Source organism: Sphingobacterium sp. UBA5789 (assembly GCF_002418355.1).
GTDB lineage: Bacteria > Bacteroidota > Bacteroidia > Sphingobacteriales > Sphingobacteriaceae > Sphingobacterium.
The window spans coordinates 159,940-174,241 of record NZ_DIDX01000006.1; the positions used below are offsets into that span (position 1 = coordinate 159,940).

At 39.8% G+C, this 14,302-nt stretch carries 15 protein-coding genes; 12 read left to right on the forward strand and 3 right to left on the reverse strand.

Going from position 1 to position 14,302, the window contains the following annotated elements; all coding sequences use genetic code 11:
- Nucleotides 1-6 precede the first annotated feature (6 nt).
- Entirely contained in the window at nt 7-1,146 is a 1,140-nt protein-coding gene (locus tag B4B65_RS16920) for a DUF1735 and LamG domain-containing protein (protein ID WP_293917142.1), read from the forward strand.
- A 207-nt stretch (nt 1,147-1,353) separates the two neighbouring features.
- Here B4B65_RS16920 and B4B65_RS16925 read toward each other — a convergent pair whose 3' ends face one another.
- The gene (locus tag B4B65_RS16925) at nt 1,354-2,184 is read right to left on the reverse strand and encodes a glycogen/starch synthase (RefSeq protein WP_003000679.1); all 831 of its coding nucleotides are present in this window, start codon (nt 2,182-2,184) and stop codon (nt 1,354-1,356) included.
- A gap of 148 nt (nt 2,185-2,332) precedes the next feature.
- Between B4B65_RS16925 and panC the strand changes: the two genes are divergently transcribed.
- From panC to B4B65_RS16965, 8 genes are all read left to right on the forward strand, one after another.
- Nucleotides 2,333-3,175, forward strand: coding sequence for a pantoate--beta-alanine ligase (gene panC, locus B4B65_RS16930; RefSeq protein ID WP_293917145.1), 843 nt, complete (start codon nt 2,333-2,335; stop codon nt 3,173-3,175).
- 57 nt (nt 3,176-3,232) lie between these two features.
- Nucleotides 3,233-3,583: an aspartate 1-decarboxylase gene (gene panD, locus B4B65_RS16935; RefSeq protein ID WP_201680655.1), complete on the forward strand. Its 351-nt coding sequence runs from the start codon at nt 3,233-3,235 to the stop codon at nt 3,581-3,583.
- Nucleotides 3,584-3,737: 154 nt separating this feature from the next.
- The gene (locus B4B65_RS16940; RefSeq protein ID WP_293917147.1) at nt 3,738-4,043 is read left to right on the forward strand and encodes a hypothetical protein; all 306 of its coding nucleotides are present in this window, start codon (nt 3,738-3,740) and stop codon (nt 4,041-4,043) included.
- A gap of 129 nt (nt 4,044-4,172) precedes the next feature.
- Nucleotides 4,173-6,509 (forward strand): TonB-dependent receptor, encoded by a 2,337-nt coding sequence (locus B4B65_RS16945; RefSeq protein WP_293917149.1) that lies wholly within the window; start codon nt 4,173-4,175, stop codon nt 6,507-6,509.
- A gap of 34 nt (nt 6,510-6,543) precedes the next feature.
- Entirely contained in the window at nt 6,544-7,011 is a 468-nt protein-coding gene (locus tag B4B65_RS16950; protein ID WP_293917151.1) for a thioredoxin family protein, read from the forward strand.
- Nucleotides 7,012-7,095: 84 nt separating this feature from the next.
- Nucleotides 7,096-7,701 carry an FKBP-type peptidyl-prolyl cis-trans isomerase gene (locus B4B65_RS16955; protein WP_201680658.1) on the forward strand — a complete coding sequence of 202 codons (606 nt, stop codon included), beginning with the start codon at nt 7,096-7,098 and terminating at the stop codon, nt 7,699-7,701.
- Nucleotides 7,702-7,742: 41 nt separating this feature from the next.
- On the forward strand, nt 7,743-8,381 hold the full coding sequence (locus B4B65_RS16960) for an FKBP-type peptidyl-prolyl cis-trans isomerase (RefSeq protein WP_293917154.1): 639 nt from the start codon (nt 7,743-7,745) through the stop codon (nt 8,379-8,381).
- Nucleotides 8,382-8,389: 8 nt separating this feature from the next.
- A complete protein-coding gene (locus tag B4B65_RS16965) occupies nt 8,390-8,977 on the forward strand; it encodes an FKBP-type peptidyl-prolyl cis-trans isomerase (RefSeq protein ID WP_293917156.1) in 588 nt (195 codons plus the stop codon).
- A gap of 60 nt (nt 8,978-9,037) precedes the next feature.
- On the opposite strand, the gene gldB is transcribed toward B4B65_RS16965, so the two are convergent.
- The gene (gene gldB / locus B4B65_RS16970; protein ID WP_293917158.1) at nt 9,038-10,081 is read right to left on the reverse strand and encodes a gliding motility lipoprotein GldB; all 1,044 of its coding nucleotides are present in this window, start codon (nt 10,079-10,081) and stop codon (nt 9,038-9,040) included.
- Between the two features lie 67 nt (nt 10,082-10,148).
- Between gldB and B4B65_RS16975 the strand changes: the two genes are divergently transcribed.
- The 3 genes from B4B65_RS16975 to B4B65_RS16985 all read left to right on the forward strand — a co-directional run bounded on the left by B4B65_RS16975 (nt 10,149) and on the right by B4B65_RS16985 (nt 13,075).
- Entirely contained in the window at nt 10,149-10,778 is a 630-nt protein-coding gene (locus B4B65_RS16975; protein ID WP_293917160.1) for a porin family protein, read from the forward strand.
- A gap of 13 nt (nt 10,779-10,791) precedes the next feature.
- Nucleotides 10,792-12,432, forward strand: a complete 1,641-nt coding sequence (locus B4B65_RS16980) for an NAD+ synthase (RefSeq protein ID WP_293917162.1) — start codon at nt 10,792-10,794, stop codon at nt 12,430-12,432.
- Between the two features lie 61 nt (nt 12,433-12,493).
- Nucleotides 12,494-13,075, forward strand: coding sequence for a DUF4136 domain-containing protein (locus tag B4B65_RS16985; RefSeq protein ID WP_003000704.1), 582 nt, complete (start codon nt 12,494-12,496; stop codon nt 13,073-13,075).
- A gap of 61 nt (nt 13,076-13,136) precedes the next feature.
- Here B4B65_RS16985 and B4B65_RS16990 read toward each other — a convergent pair whose 3' ends face one another.
- Nucleotides 13,137-14,297 carry a glycoside hydrolase family 88/105 protein gene (locus tag B4B65_RS16990; protein ID WP_293917166.1) on the reverse strand — a complete coding sequence of 387 codons (1,161 nt, stop codon included), beginning with the start codon at nt 14,295-14,297 and terminating at the stop codon, nt 13,137-13,139.
- Nucleotides 14,298-14,302: the final 5 nt, after the last annotated feature.

Consider the following 14,302-nt stretch of genomic DNA (forward strand, 5'->3'; position numbering starts at 1 on the left):
ATAAAAATGAAAACCTTAAAATATATCATATTAAGTCTTAGCTGTCTGATTCTGTCCTGTAAAAATGCAGAATATCAGATTATAGATAATAGTATCTATATCAGCAGTGCTGCCAACAGTTCCGAAAAAGCAGAGACTATTACCATGAATAATGGTGCAGATATTAACATCCTTGTGCGTCTTGCAAAAAAAGTTGCTGAAGATGTCGAAGTAGAAGTAAAGCTTACCCCATCTATGTTAGACAATTACAACAAAGAGACCAGCTCTGAATATTTGCCTGTGCCCAACTTTTCCTTACCGGCAAATGCAAAAGTGGTAATTCCTGCGGGAGAAATAAGTGCTATTTACACTATACGGGTGGAAGACTTTGAAACAAATGGCAACAGATATGCATTGGGAGTGGAATTAGGAAATGTATTGAAAGGCAATATTACAAACTCTAATTCACAATCGCGATTTATATACCTGCTGGCAAAGCCATTACGGGTATCTGTACCCGAGATGTCCGGAGGAACCACTCAGGTTAATGCGCTGCCGGCTGATAAATGGAATATCAGTACCAGCCAGTGGAGTCTGGAATGCTGGACTAAAATGTCTGCCTACAGCATTAATAATCAGGCCATATTCAATACCGGAAGCAGTGATCATGAGATTTACATCCGATTCGGAGACGCCAACAGACCATACAATTATCTGCAGATCAAAACGCTGGGCGGACAGATTCAGACCGCATCAAATCTGGAAGCGAATAAATGGTACCATTGGGCATTTGTATATGATGGCAACACCTTGACTATATACCGTGACGGAGAGCTTGATGTCAAGTTTCAGCCCCCTGCGCCTAATGGCGGAAGTGTGAGATTTGACGCCTTACAAATGATTGCAAGTGGCAGTGCTTACTTCAGGGACAGATGCCAGATGGGTCAGGTTCGGTTATGGAAGAGAGCAATTACGCAGAACCAGATCAAGAACAACATGTATTTTGCTATTAATGCCAAAAATCCGGACTTAATTGGTTATTGGCCTATGGATGAAGGAACGGGTAATACATTTAAAGACATTACCGGAAACGGACATGATGCTGTGGCAGGAGCAGGAACAGGAATACTAAGAAGCTGGATATCGAATGTAGATTTTAAAAATTAAATACTGTTTTGGATTCATGAGTAGTATATAGTATCAAAATGCAGAGAATCTGCTAAAAGATTCATCTGCATTCTGATAATCCGGGCGCTTTTAATAAAGCGCCCTTTTATTTTCAGGGATAATTCCATAAAAAAATCTCTGTCAGTTTGACTGACAGAGATTTATATTATACGTTTAAAAGTGATTAAACCGGATATTAATCCTGATTTAAACCGTTGTTTCCTCTTCTACGGGAGCAAACTGATCGAACAGATCATTGAAAGCTTCATAATCTTCATCTCCGTTTGGTTCGAAGATCTGAATATCTCTGCTCTTTGCAAAATCAATAATCTCTTGCGAAACTCCCTGATCAGCGATAACCGCTACATCTGTAAAAGCCAACGCACCTTTGTAGACATCCACATAGCTTCCGCTACCGTAATTTGCAGCATCTTCGGCTGTCATACTTCCTTCCGGAGCTATTTCCGCATACTTTGCATGCAAAGAAGAACTTCCAAAATCATCTTCATTGTATAAAGAATACATGACTTTAGCACCTTTGAATGCCGGATCATCTTTGTAAGTTGTTTTCAGATACGCCGGAACCAGTGCGGAGAACCATCCATGGCAATGTACCACATCAGGAGACCATCCTAATTTTTTAACCGTTTCCAAAACCCCTTTACAGAAGAAGACAGAGCGTTCATTATTATCATCGAAAAATTCTCCGCTTTCATTTTTGAAAACCTTTTTACGCTGAAAATAATCTTCGTTGTCCAAAAAGTACACCTGCATTCGTGCTGCAGGCAAGGATGCCACCTTGATAATCAATGGATTGTCGTTATTATCCACCACAATATTCATTCCTGACAATCGAATCACTTCATGAAGACGATTTCTACGCTCATTGATATTACCAAAGCGAGGCATTAGGATTCTGATTTCAAAACCCTTTTCTTGCATTGCTTGAGGTAGTTGGCGTGTAATTTCAGAAATTTTACTTAATTCGAGGAAAGGCGACATCTCGTGGGTTACAAACAATATCTTCGTTTTAGCCATCTCCAGTTATTTAGTTATTTTTAATAGAACAGTAAAATCGGTCTACAAAGATACAGATAATTTATGACTTTCGCAATTCACTACAGATCATCGCTTTAGAATCACAAAATAATTCCCCATTTTTGCCCCTCAAAAAAGTTTTAAAAAAGTGAAGATATTTAAAACCAAAAAAGAGCTGCAGGACTATTTGTCTGCTGTTCGCGAGGCTAAACAAAAAATAGCACTTATACCGACAATGGGCGCACTTCATTCAGGACATATTTCCCTGATCGAATACGCCAAACCCATTTCAGATATACAGATATGCAGCATCTTTGTCAATCCGACTCAATTTAACGATCCGAAAGATCTGGAGAAATACCCCCGCCCTATTGAACATGATATCCAGATGTTGGAGTCTGCAAACTGTGACATCTTATTTATGCCTTCTACAGAAGAGATGTACGGTACAAATGAAGAGTGGCATATTGATCTGGGTGACTTAGACAGCATATGGGAAGGAGAACACCGTCCCGGACACTTTCAGGGGGTAACACAGATTGTGTATAAGCTTTTTACCCTGGTACAGCCAGATATTGCCTGCTTTGGCCAGAAGGATTTTCAGCAAGTCATGGTCATCAATAAGATGATAAAGGATAAAAATCTTCCTATAGAACTCGCTATCTGTCCGATTGTAAGAGATAAAGACGGTCTGGCCTTGAGTTCCAGAAATGCACGGCTCTCAGATGCAGGTAAGAAAACTGCGCTGGCGCTCTCAAAAGCACTACGTCATGTACGTGATCAATTCACGCAGACTTCCCCGGATCAGCTAAAGCAAGAAGCTGTTACACTTCTTGAACAGACACCAGGGATAAAAGTAGAGTATTTTGCCCTATGTGAGACTACGACTCTGCATGAGGCCCATACGATAGAAGCGGATAAAAAATACGTAGCTCTGGTAACAGCATGGGTAGAAGGAGTGCGACTTATCGATAATATGATTTTGAATTAATTGTCATAAAAATAACCCCGTACCTGTTTTTTTTATTTAAAAATCTAACTTTGCATTATGATAATTGAGGTAATGAAATCCAAAATTCATCGCGTACGTGTGACTCAGGCCGAATTAAACTACGTCGGTAGTATCACGATAGATGAAGACTTAATGGATGCGGCAAATATTATTGCCAACGAGAAAGTACAGATCGTTAACAACAATAACGGAGCAAGACTGGAAACATATGTCATTCCCGGTCAAAGAGGTTCCGGAACAATCTGTCTGAATGGAGCAGCAGCACGATTGGTGCAGGTAGGAGATATCGTCATTATCATCTCATACGCTCAAATGGAAATGGAAGAAGCCAAAAAACATATTCCTACCCTGGTATTCCCGGATGATAATAATAAATTGATAAAATAATAACGTAACCCATTCTGTTACATTAAAAACTTTTTATATTTTTGCAACGTTATTGCATTTGCAATAACGTTTTTTATGTTATAACTTTATCACCGTGCATTTTACCTGTTCATATCGTCGTATAATCGCCTCCCTGCTAGCGGTATGGATGTGCATGATTATCATCAGCGGTGTGATTTTCATGCACAAAGAAGTCACCTCCACAGGCGAGATCGTTACACACATCCACCCTTACGACTTCACGAAAAAAAAATCCAAACAAAAGCAACACGAATCTGACGATGAAATCCAGTTTTTAAATGTAGTCTATCAAGGCACATTTATCGATTCGGAGATGATCGTATTTACCTCTGCGATTCTGTGCAGTGTGACGATCGGCGGATATAAACCTCTGATCATAAATGAAGTTTCGACTGTCACAGACCATAATTTTCTGCGAGGCCCTCCTTATCTGGTGTAATCCTTTTTACTTCCTATTTTAATTTATTTTTCCCGCATCAAAATGCAGGAAAAAGCTTTGATGCAGATGTTTCTTTATTGCAAACATTACGCATTGATGCTATTACACCATTTAACATTATTGATCTATATGTATTTACGTTACATTACTGCTTGTATATTACTATTAGCCTCCATTGATATTACTTATGCCCAAAAGGCACTGAAAGGAGTTATTCAGGATGCACAGGGTGCACCTGTTTCTCATGCGACCATCCAGATAGACAAATCCAAACACGGTACAGCATCTGACGATAACGGACAGTTTACACTACCAAATCCTCCGAACCAGGCCTTTACTCTTCAGATCAGGGCAGTTGGATACCAGCCACTTAAAAAGAACATTCTTCCCTCTTCCACAGACTCTGTGCTCATTCTGACCTTACAGGAAGATCATCTGAATCTGAATGAAGTGGTCGTGAGCGCCTCCCGTTATGGCATGAACAGAAAAGAAGCTCCGGTGATTGTCAGTGTATTGAGTCCAAAACTCTTTAACGCCACGCAGTCCGTAGCGATGTCTGAAACCCTGAATTATCAACCCGGGGTACGTGTGGAAAACAACTGCCAAAACTGTGGTTTTTCTCAGGTCAGACTCAATGGTATGGAAGGTGCCTATTCGCAAATTCTAATTAACAGCCGTGCAGTATTCAGTGCATTAAACAGTGTCTACGGACTGGATCAGATTCCGACCAGTATGATAGACCGTATTGAAGTAGTGAGAAGTGGCGGATCGGCCTTATTCGGATCCAATGCGATTGCCGGAACTATCAATATCATCACTAAAGATCCTGTAGAAAATGACTGGCAGATTAAAAGTACAAACTCCCTTATTGATGGCAAAAAATGGGACAATACCATAGATTTTAACACCTCATTTGTAGATAATGAACTGATGTCGGGAGTAACTTTCTACGGAATGAACCGCAACAGACAGGCTTTTGATGCCAATGGGGACGGTTTCTCGGAGATGACCAAACTCAGAAATACTACATTTGGTGCAAAAGCTTTTTTGAAACCTTCCGAATTCAACAAAATAACCTTGGATTTCAGCACACTACACGAATTTCGCCGAGGAGGAGATCAGCTTGACATCGCTCCTCACTTTACTGATATCACAGAACAGCTGCAGACAAATTCTTTTATCGGAGGTCTTACCTATGACCATTATTCAAAAGATTTTAAACGTAAATGGTCGGCCTATTTTTCAGCCCAAAAAAGCAACCGGGATAGTTTCTATGGCGGACTGGGAGGCAACAGGACTGCTGCAGACAGTCTCATTGCAGCCAATGCTTACGGAAAAACAACAGATCTTTCAATGGTCGGTGGTACGCAATATGTGCATAATTTTGAACGGGATGTCTTCACTGTGGGTGCCGAGTATCAAAGTAATGAAACCAAAGATGATATTCCCGGTTACAACAGGCGTATCGATCAGAAAACACAAAATATAGGTTCTTATGTTCAGTACGAGTGGAAACCTACTGACCGATTCAAAACATTGGCTGGTGTGCGGTACGATTACAGTATCGTAGACGGAACTTATCAGCTCAAAAATATTAACCGCAAATCTGATGTAAACTTTGGTACATTCAGCCCCAGACTTACTGTATTATATGATCTGATGGACAATCTTCAATTCAGAGGTGGCTATGCACGTGGATTCCGCGCTCCTCAGGCTTTTAATGAAGATATGCACGTGACTTCTATTGGCGGACAACAGGTATTTGTATTGCTATCGGAAAATCTCAAAAATGAATACTCCAATGCCTATACCGCTTCCCTGAATTATTCACCTGTTCTGGGTAGCGTTCAGGCTAATGTACTGGTGGAAGGTTTCTATACAGATTTACAAAATCCCTTTACCAATGTGCTTTCCAGTGAGACAGATGGTGTACTGATCGAAGAGATGATCAATGGCGAAGGAGCGAAAGTATATGGCAGCAATATTGAAATTAACGTTGCTCCTTCCCCGTTTCTGACCATCCAGACAGGTGGTACCATTCAACGATCACGCTACAAGAAGTCTCAGCTTTTATTTCAGAATGACCAATCTGAAATCTACATCACTGATTTTGTGCGTGCTCCGAGAGTATACGGCTACCTCAATACCAATATTAAAGCGTCAAAAGCATTTGCTGTCGACCTGACCGGAGTGTATACCGGAAAAATGGATATTCCACATCTGATAGACGGAGAATATATGATCATGACCAAGAGCCCGGACTTTATGGAAATTAATCTCAGACTAGGCTATACCTTCACATTGAAAAAAGATCTGAATCTGGAATTGAGCGGTGGTGTACAAAATATATTTAATGCTTACCAAAAAGATTTTGATCGCGGAGCGCTACGGGATTCTGAATATATTTATGGTCCTTCAAGACCCCGTACCTTTACCATAGGTGTCAAAATAGGTCATTTTCATTAAGCCTGTAAATTTCAAAACTATCCTTACAAAGGAAATGAAAGCATTGCTCTTAAATATCATATTTCTTTCCTGTTTGGTCAGCGTGCAGGCGCAGACCAAACAGGAAATTAACTGGCTTACTTTTGAGCAGCTTTCTGATTCTTTAGATGCCAAACCTAAAGAAACTTTGTTATTTTTCTACACGGACTGGTGCTCTTATTGTCATAAAATGATGAAAGAAGGATTTCAGGATCCTGATATTGTCCGTTACATTAATACACATTATTATGCTGTCAGATTTGACGCAGAAAGCATTAGCTCTGTAACCTTCGACGGTCAATTGCTTAAAAATGCTTCTAAACATAAAGCTCCCGGACATTTTCATGAGGTGGCTTTACTCTTCAATTCTCCCCGTAAAAAACTCATCTTCCCTCAGCTGATTCTGTTAAAAAATGATTTTTCCATTAAAAAAAATACAAACAAATACCTAAGCAGCAAAGAGTTATTAAAATATGTTAAATAATTTTAACATTTAATGTAGCAATAATTCGGTATCTTACGTCTAATTAATCGATAAGGCTTCGACTGACTTATTATACTTAAAAAAATGACTGCGAAAAGTTTAGGAAAATTACTGATTATGGGACTGGCTACAATAAGCCTGTTTGCGTCTTGTATCAAAGATGATGATGTCTTTAATGACTACGAACAATACCAAAAAGAATCCGTTGATATCCAGAGTTACATAAGAACCAATTTCCCTACCGCTAAGAAAGATACAACCGGAATCTGGTTTGAACTTATTGAAGAAGGAGAAGGAGAGAACTTCCAGTATAAGACGGAAACAGTGTCGGATCCGAATACAGGTCAATCTGTTGTACGGGCACTTGCACCGACTGTTACCGTGAAGTTTACCGGAAAACTATTGACCGGATCTGTCGTTCAAAATAATCAGACAGAGACAGGTATTGCCGTTTCTCTCGCACAACAGCCTGCATCATGGCAATTGGCGTTCCTCCCTTATGAAATAAGCGGTGTGACTACACAGATCAGGGGATTAACCCGCAACGGACTCAAAACCGGAAGTATTATCCGGTTTGTAACACCATCTTATTATGCCTATGGCAATATGACTGTAGGTCAGGTTCCGGCCAATTCGCCACTGGACTACACTATAGAAGTTATAAAAATGGAATATAAAGACAGTAAATAAGCAAAACACACATTTAGTACAACATATACACAACACACACAATGAAAAATGTATTTAGAATTATCGCTATTGGATTAGTGGGAACCTTTATTTTTGCGTCTTGTAACAAGAGTGATGATACCGATTGGAACAAATTAATTGAAGAGCAGAGAATCAAAGATTCTATTGAGAATGCAAGAATTAAAGGAATAATTGCAAATCAGGCACCTCAGTTAAAATCATATGCTGAAACAAATTTCACAAATGCTAAATTAGATACAGCGACAGGAATCTGGTATCAAGTCATTACAGAAGGAGAAGCAAGTTCTTATACGTATAGATTTAATTCTATGGGGAATGGAATTGTAGCGCCTGAAGTAACTGTTAAATTTAAAGAGAAATTGATCAATGGTACTGTAACAGAGCAGACCGAAACGGATAAAACGACTACCTATCTGTTATCTAACCGTAAATATGCGTGGCATACAGCATTCTTACCAAAAACACTTTCCTACAATAATCAGGATGTAAAAATCGGAGGCTTAACAGCTAATGGATTAAAGAAAAACTCTCAAATCCGCTTTATCTCCCCTTCACCTTGGGTCTATGATACCCAAGAGGTAAAAGATAAAGATGGTAATGTAAAGATTGCCGCAAACTCTCCGATTGTATATGAAATAGAAGTCGTAGATATCAAATAAGCTCATCCATGAAAAGAATAGGATACGATATACTATTAATGGTAATTTCCATTATTGGATTTACTTCCTGTATGGATGACGGTGATTTCTTTGATCCAAAAAAACGTTTTGAAGAGGAAAAGCCTATTATCAAAGCGTATGTGACTGAAAAGTTTCCGGAAGCTGTGTATGACAGTGTAACCGGCATCTGGTATAAGGTACTGGAAAGTGGAACCGCAGGAAGTTACACGTATAAAGTCAAAGACACCGCAAATTCAAAACTTATACAGGCAAATGTGAAGGTGAAATATTCAGCACGTCTTACAAACGGTGTTGAAATCGATAAATCTGTAGCTGATACAGGTACGAATATGCTCGTAGGAGCCAATCTGAATACAGGTGCCAAGTCCGTTATCAATGCCTGGTTATATGCTTTCTTTCCTAAAAAAATAGGAGAATATAACCTGAATGGTCTTACTGTAAACGGATTGCAAAAGGGTGCTAAAATTCGTCTTGTAACACCTTCCTTATGGGCTTACGGACATCAGACTGTCGGAAAAGTCCCTGAAGATGCTCCGCTTGATTTTACAATAGAAGTATTGGATATAAAAGATTAAGATCTTTTATCCGCTTTGAAATAAAACAAGGAAGCCACATTAAAATGTGGCTTCCTTGTTTTATTTACTCCCCTTGTACTTCGACTCATCCAGCATCAATTGAGCATCCTTTATAGCAAACAGTTTTTTGAGGTCTGATTCAGGATGTTTGTTCATATATTTACGGACAATCTGCCATCCGATGTAGCTTCCGAGTTTTGGTGCAGATTCATTATTTTCACCTAACTCAGGAGTAAAAGGAGCTTCCGCAAAATATTTCTGAATACGCAGATAATCTGTATTATACAACAGTTCTTCCTGTATAAACCAGGCCCAGATTTCTTTTTCATAAGCCTCTGCCCATTTCATCTGTTGCGCACTATACCCGATTTTGAGGCTGTCTGCGACATCCGGCATTACCTGGTCCATTGCATACAGAATTTTGCCCTGATAGATCATATGCTGCAATGTATTTACATCTCCCTCCTGCTGTGGATACAGTTCTTCCCGAATAAAACTCTCTGTCACGCGCGGAACAATATTTTCAGGGGTAAACCTTTTCGAAATATAGAGGGGAATAGTTGATACCAGAGCCGGATAGAACTCAGAGTCACTTCCCAGAAACATATCCAGACCTATCCCGATGTAATCTTCACCGATGGGTGTCTGTACTTCAAATCCAGAATAGAAAGAGATAAAGCGTGGCGTATGTAATTCAGGAAAGAAGTATTTCATTCTTTTAAAAACCTCCGTCAATCCTTCTTCCTGTTTTTTCAGGTCCGGAAATACTTTTGCAACGGAAGTGCTCAGCGCTTTAAAATCAGGTTGACGGGAAATCGTTCGCAAATTGCGCTGCACAGATAAAGAATCCCCAGGGTTTCCGGCATGCAACATCAACTGAATATAATCTGTGTAAAACTGACCGTATTTTTTCTGCCATATGGCATTTTGCTGTAATGCCTGAATAGAATCCAGCTGACTAAAATCCTGATCAAACCGTTCAATTTTAATATTTATGTCAATTTTAGACGTATCAATATCATTACCGGCCCGTTCTTTACAGGAAAGAAAAGTAAGTATGAAAAAAAAGAGATAGATTTGTGTAGAATGAGGGAATTTCAGCATTATTCTCTAATTTTTAGTTTTTTCAAAATAAAGCATAAATAATTACAAAACCGACTCCGTATTGAATATGACACTTACATTCCGTTACTTACTGATCAGTTTATTCGTTCTATGTAGCTCCGGAGCATTTGCTCAGGGGTATGGAGATAGAAATATCTCATTAGGTCTTACTGTAAATCCAAATATGGGCCTGTTCCGGTTTGATGAAGACAGCAATGTAGACGGAAAATCCAAAGCCGGATTTTCCTATGGACTTATTGCCGACATCGGCTTCGCCCGCAATTACTATTTTTCAACCGGTTTGCAGATTAATACCATCAAAGGCAGGTTGGAATACCCGCAGAATTCTTCTTTCCCAAACAAGGACGTCCGTTTACAATATGCAGAGATTCCTCTGACTTTGAAGATGAAGACTTCTGATATAAACAGTCGTCGGTTTTACGGGCAGTTTGGTTTTACAACTGGTATAAAAGTCTCCAGTAAAGAGTCTCTTGACGGAACAGACAAGTCTACCGGAGTGGATGGTTCCAGCTTATTGAGACTGGGTTTACTGATCGGAGGAGGTTTGGAATGGAGATTTGATAATAATCTTTCCATTATTACCGGGCTGTCTTATAACAATGGCTTTACTAAAGCTTTTAATGAGGGAAAACCAAAAGCTTCATATTTAGGTTTAAACCTCGGTTTACTTTTTTAGATCTTTCAATTTTATGAAAATAGCGTTAGCTCAACTGAATTATCACATCGGGAATTTCGAAAAAAACAATTCTGCGATTATACATACGATTACCCAGGCAAAAGAACAACAGGCAGATCTGATTATTTTTGCGGAGCTGGCTATCGGAGGATATCCGGCCAAGGATTTACTCCGCAATGCCGTATTTATCCAAAACTGTGCTGATGCAATCGACCTGATCGCTTCACATTGTCATGATATTGCCTGCATTATTGGTACGCCGGTACGCAATACGGATCCTGAGGGAAAATCACTTTATAACGGTGCTGTATTTATAGCAGATGGTAAAGTATCACATATCAGTAAAAAGGGTTTATTGCCAGACTACGATGTATTTGATGAATATCGCTATTTTGAACCTTCCCGTCATTTTAACTGCTTCCAATTTAAGGGAGAAACTATAGCCCTTACGGTATGCGAAGACCTCTGGGATGATGACAGTTCTAATTCTTATGTCGGTGATCCTATGGAAGAATTGCTTCGTGAAAACCCCAGCCTGATCGTGAATATAGCTGCATCTCCGTTTTCGTATACACACTTTGAAAATAGGTTAACGGTATTGCGCAAGCAGGTAGCACGGGCTAATTGCCCGTTACTGTATGTCAATCAGGTCGGTGCTCATATGGATATTATCTTTGACGGACGCTCGCTGGCACTGAATAAGAGTGGTGAGATTGTACAGGAACTTGGAAAGTTTGAAGAAGATTTGCAGGTTATAACATTAGAAAAAGGCGATTTAATATCTGCAAACAGCTCAATAACAAGCGAGCATGCTGAGATTGCGTTGATCCATGAAGCACTGATCCTTGGATTGCGCGATTACTTTCAGAAATCCGGATTTAAAAGAGCAACCCTGGGTCTTTCGGGCGGGCTGGATTCTGCAGTTGTAGCTGCTCTGGCGTGCGAAGCTATCGGAGCAGAAAACGTTCTGGCTATATTGATGCCATCCGTTTACTCTTCAGATCATTCGCTCAAAGATGCTTTGGATCTTGTGAAAAATACGGGTTGTCAACATCATATTATTCCGATCAAGGATGTCGCACAGGCCTTTGAAGGTACGCTTAGTATAGCTTTTGAAGGATTACAGCCGGATACAACAGAAGAAAATATACAGGCCCGTACCAGAGGAACTCTCTTGATGGCCATCTCAAACAAACTGGGCCATATTGTACTCAACACATCCAATAAGAGTGAAGCAGCCGTTGGCTATGGAACATTATACGGAGATATGGCAGGCTCTATCAGTGTAATCGGGGATGTCTACAAGACTCAGGCTTACGATCTGGCAAAATATATCAATAGAGAACGGGAGATTATTCCACAGCATACTATTGTCAAACCACCATCAGCAGAATTGCGTCCTGATCAGAAAGATTCGGATTCATTACCACCCTATGATATACTGGATGCTGTTTTATATCAGCTGATCGAACTGGAAAAATCAGGCTCAGAAGTGGTGAAAACAGGGTTTGATGAGGCATTGGTTCTTCGGATAAGCAAACTGGTTAACAATGCTGAATTCAAAAGATTTCAGGCACCTCCTATTTTAAGGGTGAGTCCGAAAGCATTCGGAAGCGGAAGATCTATGCCTCTTGTCGCAAAATATTCTTTTTAATCGTTTATAATTAAACCTTTTAAGACTAAGATTGTCTTACAGATACTTGAGTGTTATTATTATGAAAAAGCTATTATATTTCCTCGCTTTAGGATTCATTATTGTGTTTGCATCCTGTTCTTCGTATAAGTACAATACGACGCGAGTACAAGACTTAGATTTCAGTCAATACAAAACTTACGGATGGTTACCTCCGATCGATTCTCTTTCAAAAAACTACTATAATAATGATATTGCGAAGAGCAATATTATGAGTACGGCAAATAAAGAGATCGAAGCTAGAGGCCTTACCTACAGCAAAGAAAATCCTGACATTTTGTTTCGTTATGTCACTATCGTCAACAATAAAAGCCGTCTGGTATACGGAAGCTCTTATTGGGGAATGGGCTGGGGCTGGGGCTGGGGTGGTCCCTGGGGATTCTACAGACCATGGGGATTGTATGGCGGATATTCTTATCCTGTCGGAAAAGAACGTTACCGTTACAGCCACCTGATTATCGAAGCGATAGACAGAAAAACAAATACTGTGGTGTGGCAGGCGAGAGGTTCTAATGAAATCGATAATCCGGAAACAGCAATCAATAAACTTCCAAAAGTTGTATCAGGTATTATGAAACAATATCCTCTTCAACTTAAAAAATAAGGTCTATATAAAGTATTGACTGAAACAGGGGTGATTATCAATGATAATCACCCCTGTTTTTTTATTTATTCAAGGCTACGCAGCCCATGATAAAAGGCCCGTTGGCTTTAGCGTCATTATCCCGGATACGCTCATTAATATAGTAAGAATAACTACCATCCCGGTAAGGATTCCCACCTAAACCGGCCACTGCACAGCATTTGGTCAATGTAAGATTACCATTGGGCTCTGTAACGATTAATTGTTCCATTAAGCCTTTATAGGCCTTTTCAGCAATTGCTTTATAACGCAAATTGATATATCCTTTATTGACTCCTTTAGCATAAGCATACATCAACATAGCGGAGACTGACGATTCCTGATAATTTCCCTCCTGCTTACTCTTGTCAATGACCTGAGACCAAAGTCCCTGCGTATCCTGATATTTTACCAGCGTGGCGGACAATTGATCTGTTATTTTCAATAATTCCGCTCTTTTAGGATGATCGGCAGGCACATAATCCAATACATCTACCAATGCCATAAACCACCAACCTATGCTTCTGCCCCAGAAACTTGGCGACTGACCTGTTTCTTTATTTGCCCATCGTTGCTGTTTGCTCTCATCCCAACCATGATAGTACAATCCTGTAGCCGGATCATAGGTATGTTTTGCACAGATCAGGAATTGGTTAATGGCATCATCGATCAGTTCAGGTCTGTTAAATTCCTTTCCATACTGCGCTAGAAAAGGGGAAGCCATGTACAAACCGTCTAACCAGATCTGATGCTGGTAAGTCAGCTTGTGCCAGAATGCACCTTCTAATGTGCGGGGATGTACTTCCAGCTGATGAATCAACCGGTCCATAGCTAACTTATACTTCTCTTTATGTGTTTGTTTATAGAGTTCAAAAAGAATCTTTCCCGGATTGATATAGTCCAGATTATAGGTTTCGACTTTATACAAGTGAATCTCTCCTTTTTCATTGATAATCGTATCCGCCCATTTTTCTACATAATCGAGATACTTTTTATCCTTAGTCGCCTTCCACACCTCTAACATCGCCAGACAGGCAAGGCCCTGTCCATATCCGAAGTAAAGGCGTTTGCCATGATCCAGCTGCCAGGCTTGGGGAAATCTTTTTATCTCTGAATCCGCAAATTTCTGATACGTTTTCTGTGCCGAAACAAAAGAACCTGCCAGCAATAATACGATCAGCAAATACATTCCTATTCTACTCATAAGTT

Bases quoted from the DNA above. Each gene is read 5' to 3' on its own strand.
- B4B65_RS16920 (WP_293917142.1), top strand. From the start codon at position 7: ATGAAAACCTTAAAATATATCATATTAAGTCTTAGCTGTCTGATTCTG.
- B4B65_RS16925 (WP_003000679.1), bottom strand. From the start codon at position 2,184: ATGGCTAAAACGAAGATATTGTTTGTAACCCACGAGATGTCGCCTTTC.
- panD (WP_201680655.1), top strand. From the start codon at position 3,233: ATGATAATTGAGGTAATGAAATCCAAAATTCATCGCGTACGTGTGACT.
- B4B65_RS16940 (WP_293917147.1), top strand. From the start codon at position 3,738: ATGATTATCATCAGCGGTGTGATTTTCATGCACAAAGAAGTCACCTCC.
- B4B65_RS16945 (WP_293917149.1), top strand. From the start codon at position 4,173: ATGTATTTACGTTACATTACTGCTTGTATATTACTATTAGCCTCCATT.
- B4B65_RS16950 (WP_293917151.1), top strand. From the start codon at position 6,544: ATGAAAGCATTGCTCTTAAATATCATATTTCTTTCCTGTTTGGTCAGC.
- B4B65_RS16955 (WP_201680658.1), top strand. From the start codon at position 7,096: ATGACTGCGAAAAGTTTAGGAAAATTACTGATTATGGGACTGGCTACA.
- B4B65_RS16960 (WP_293917154.1), top strand. From the start codon at position 7,743: ATGAAAAATGTATTTAGAATTATCGCTATTGGATTAGTGGGAACCTTT.
- B4B65_RS16965 (WP_293917156.1), top strand. From the start codon at position 8,390: ATGAAAAGAATAGGATACGATATACTATTAATGGTAATTTCCATTATT.
- gldB (WP_293917158.1), bottom strand. From the start codon at position 10,081: ATGCTGAAATTCCCTCATTCTACACAAATCTATCTCTTTTTTTTCATA.
- B4B65_RS16975 (WP_293917160.1), top strand. From the start codon at position 10,149: ATGACACTTACATTCCGTTACTTACTGATCAGTTTATTCGTTCTATGT.
- B4B65_RS16980 (WP_293917162.1), top strand. From the start codon at position 10,792: ATGAAAATAGCGTTAGCTCAACTGAATTATCACATCGGGAATTTCGAA.
- B4B65_RS16985 (WP_003000704.1), top strand. From the start codon at position 12,494: ATGAAAAAGCTATTATATTTCCTCGCTTTAGGATTCATTATTGTGTTT.
- B4B65_RS16990 (WP_293917166.1), bottom strand. From the start codon at position 14,297: ATGAGTAGAATAGGAATGTATTTGCTGATCGTATTATTGCTGGCAGGT.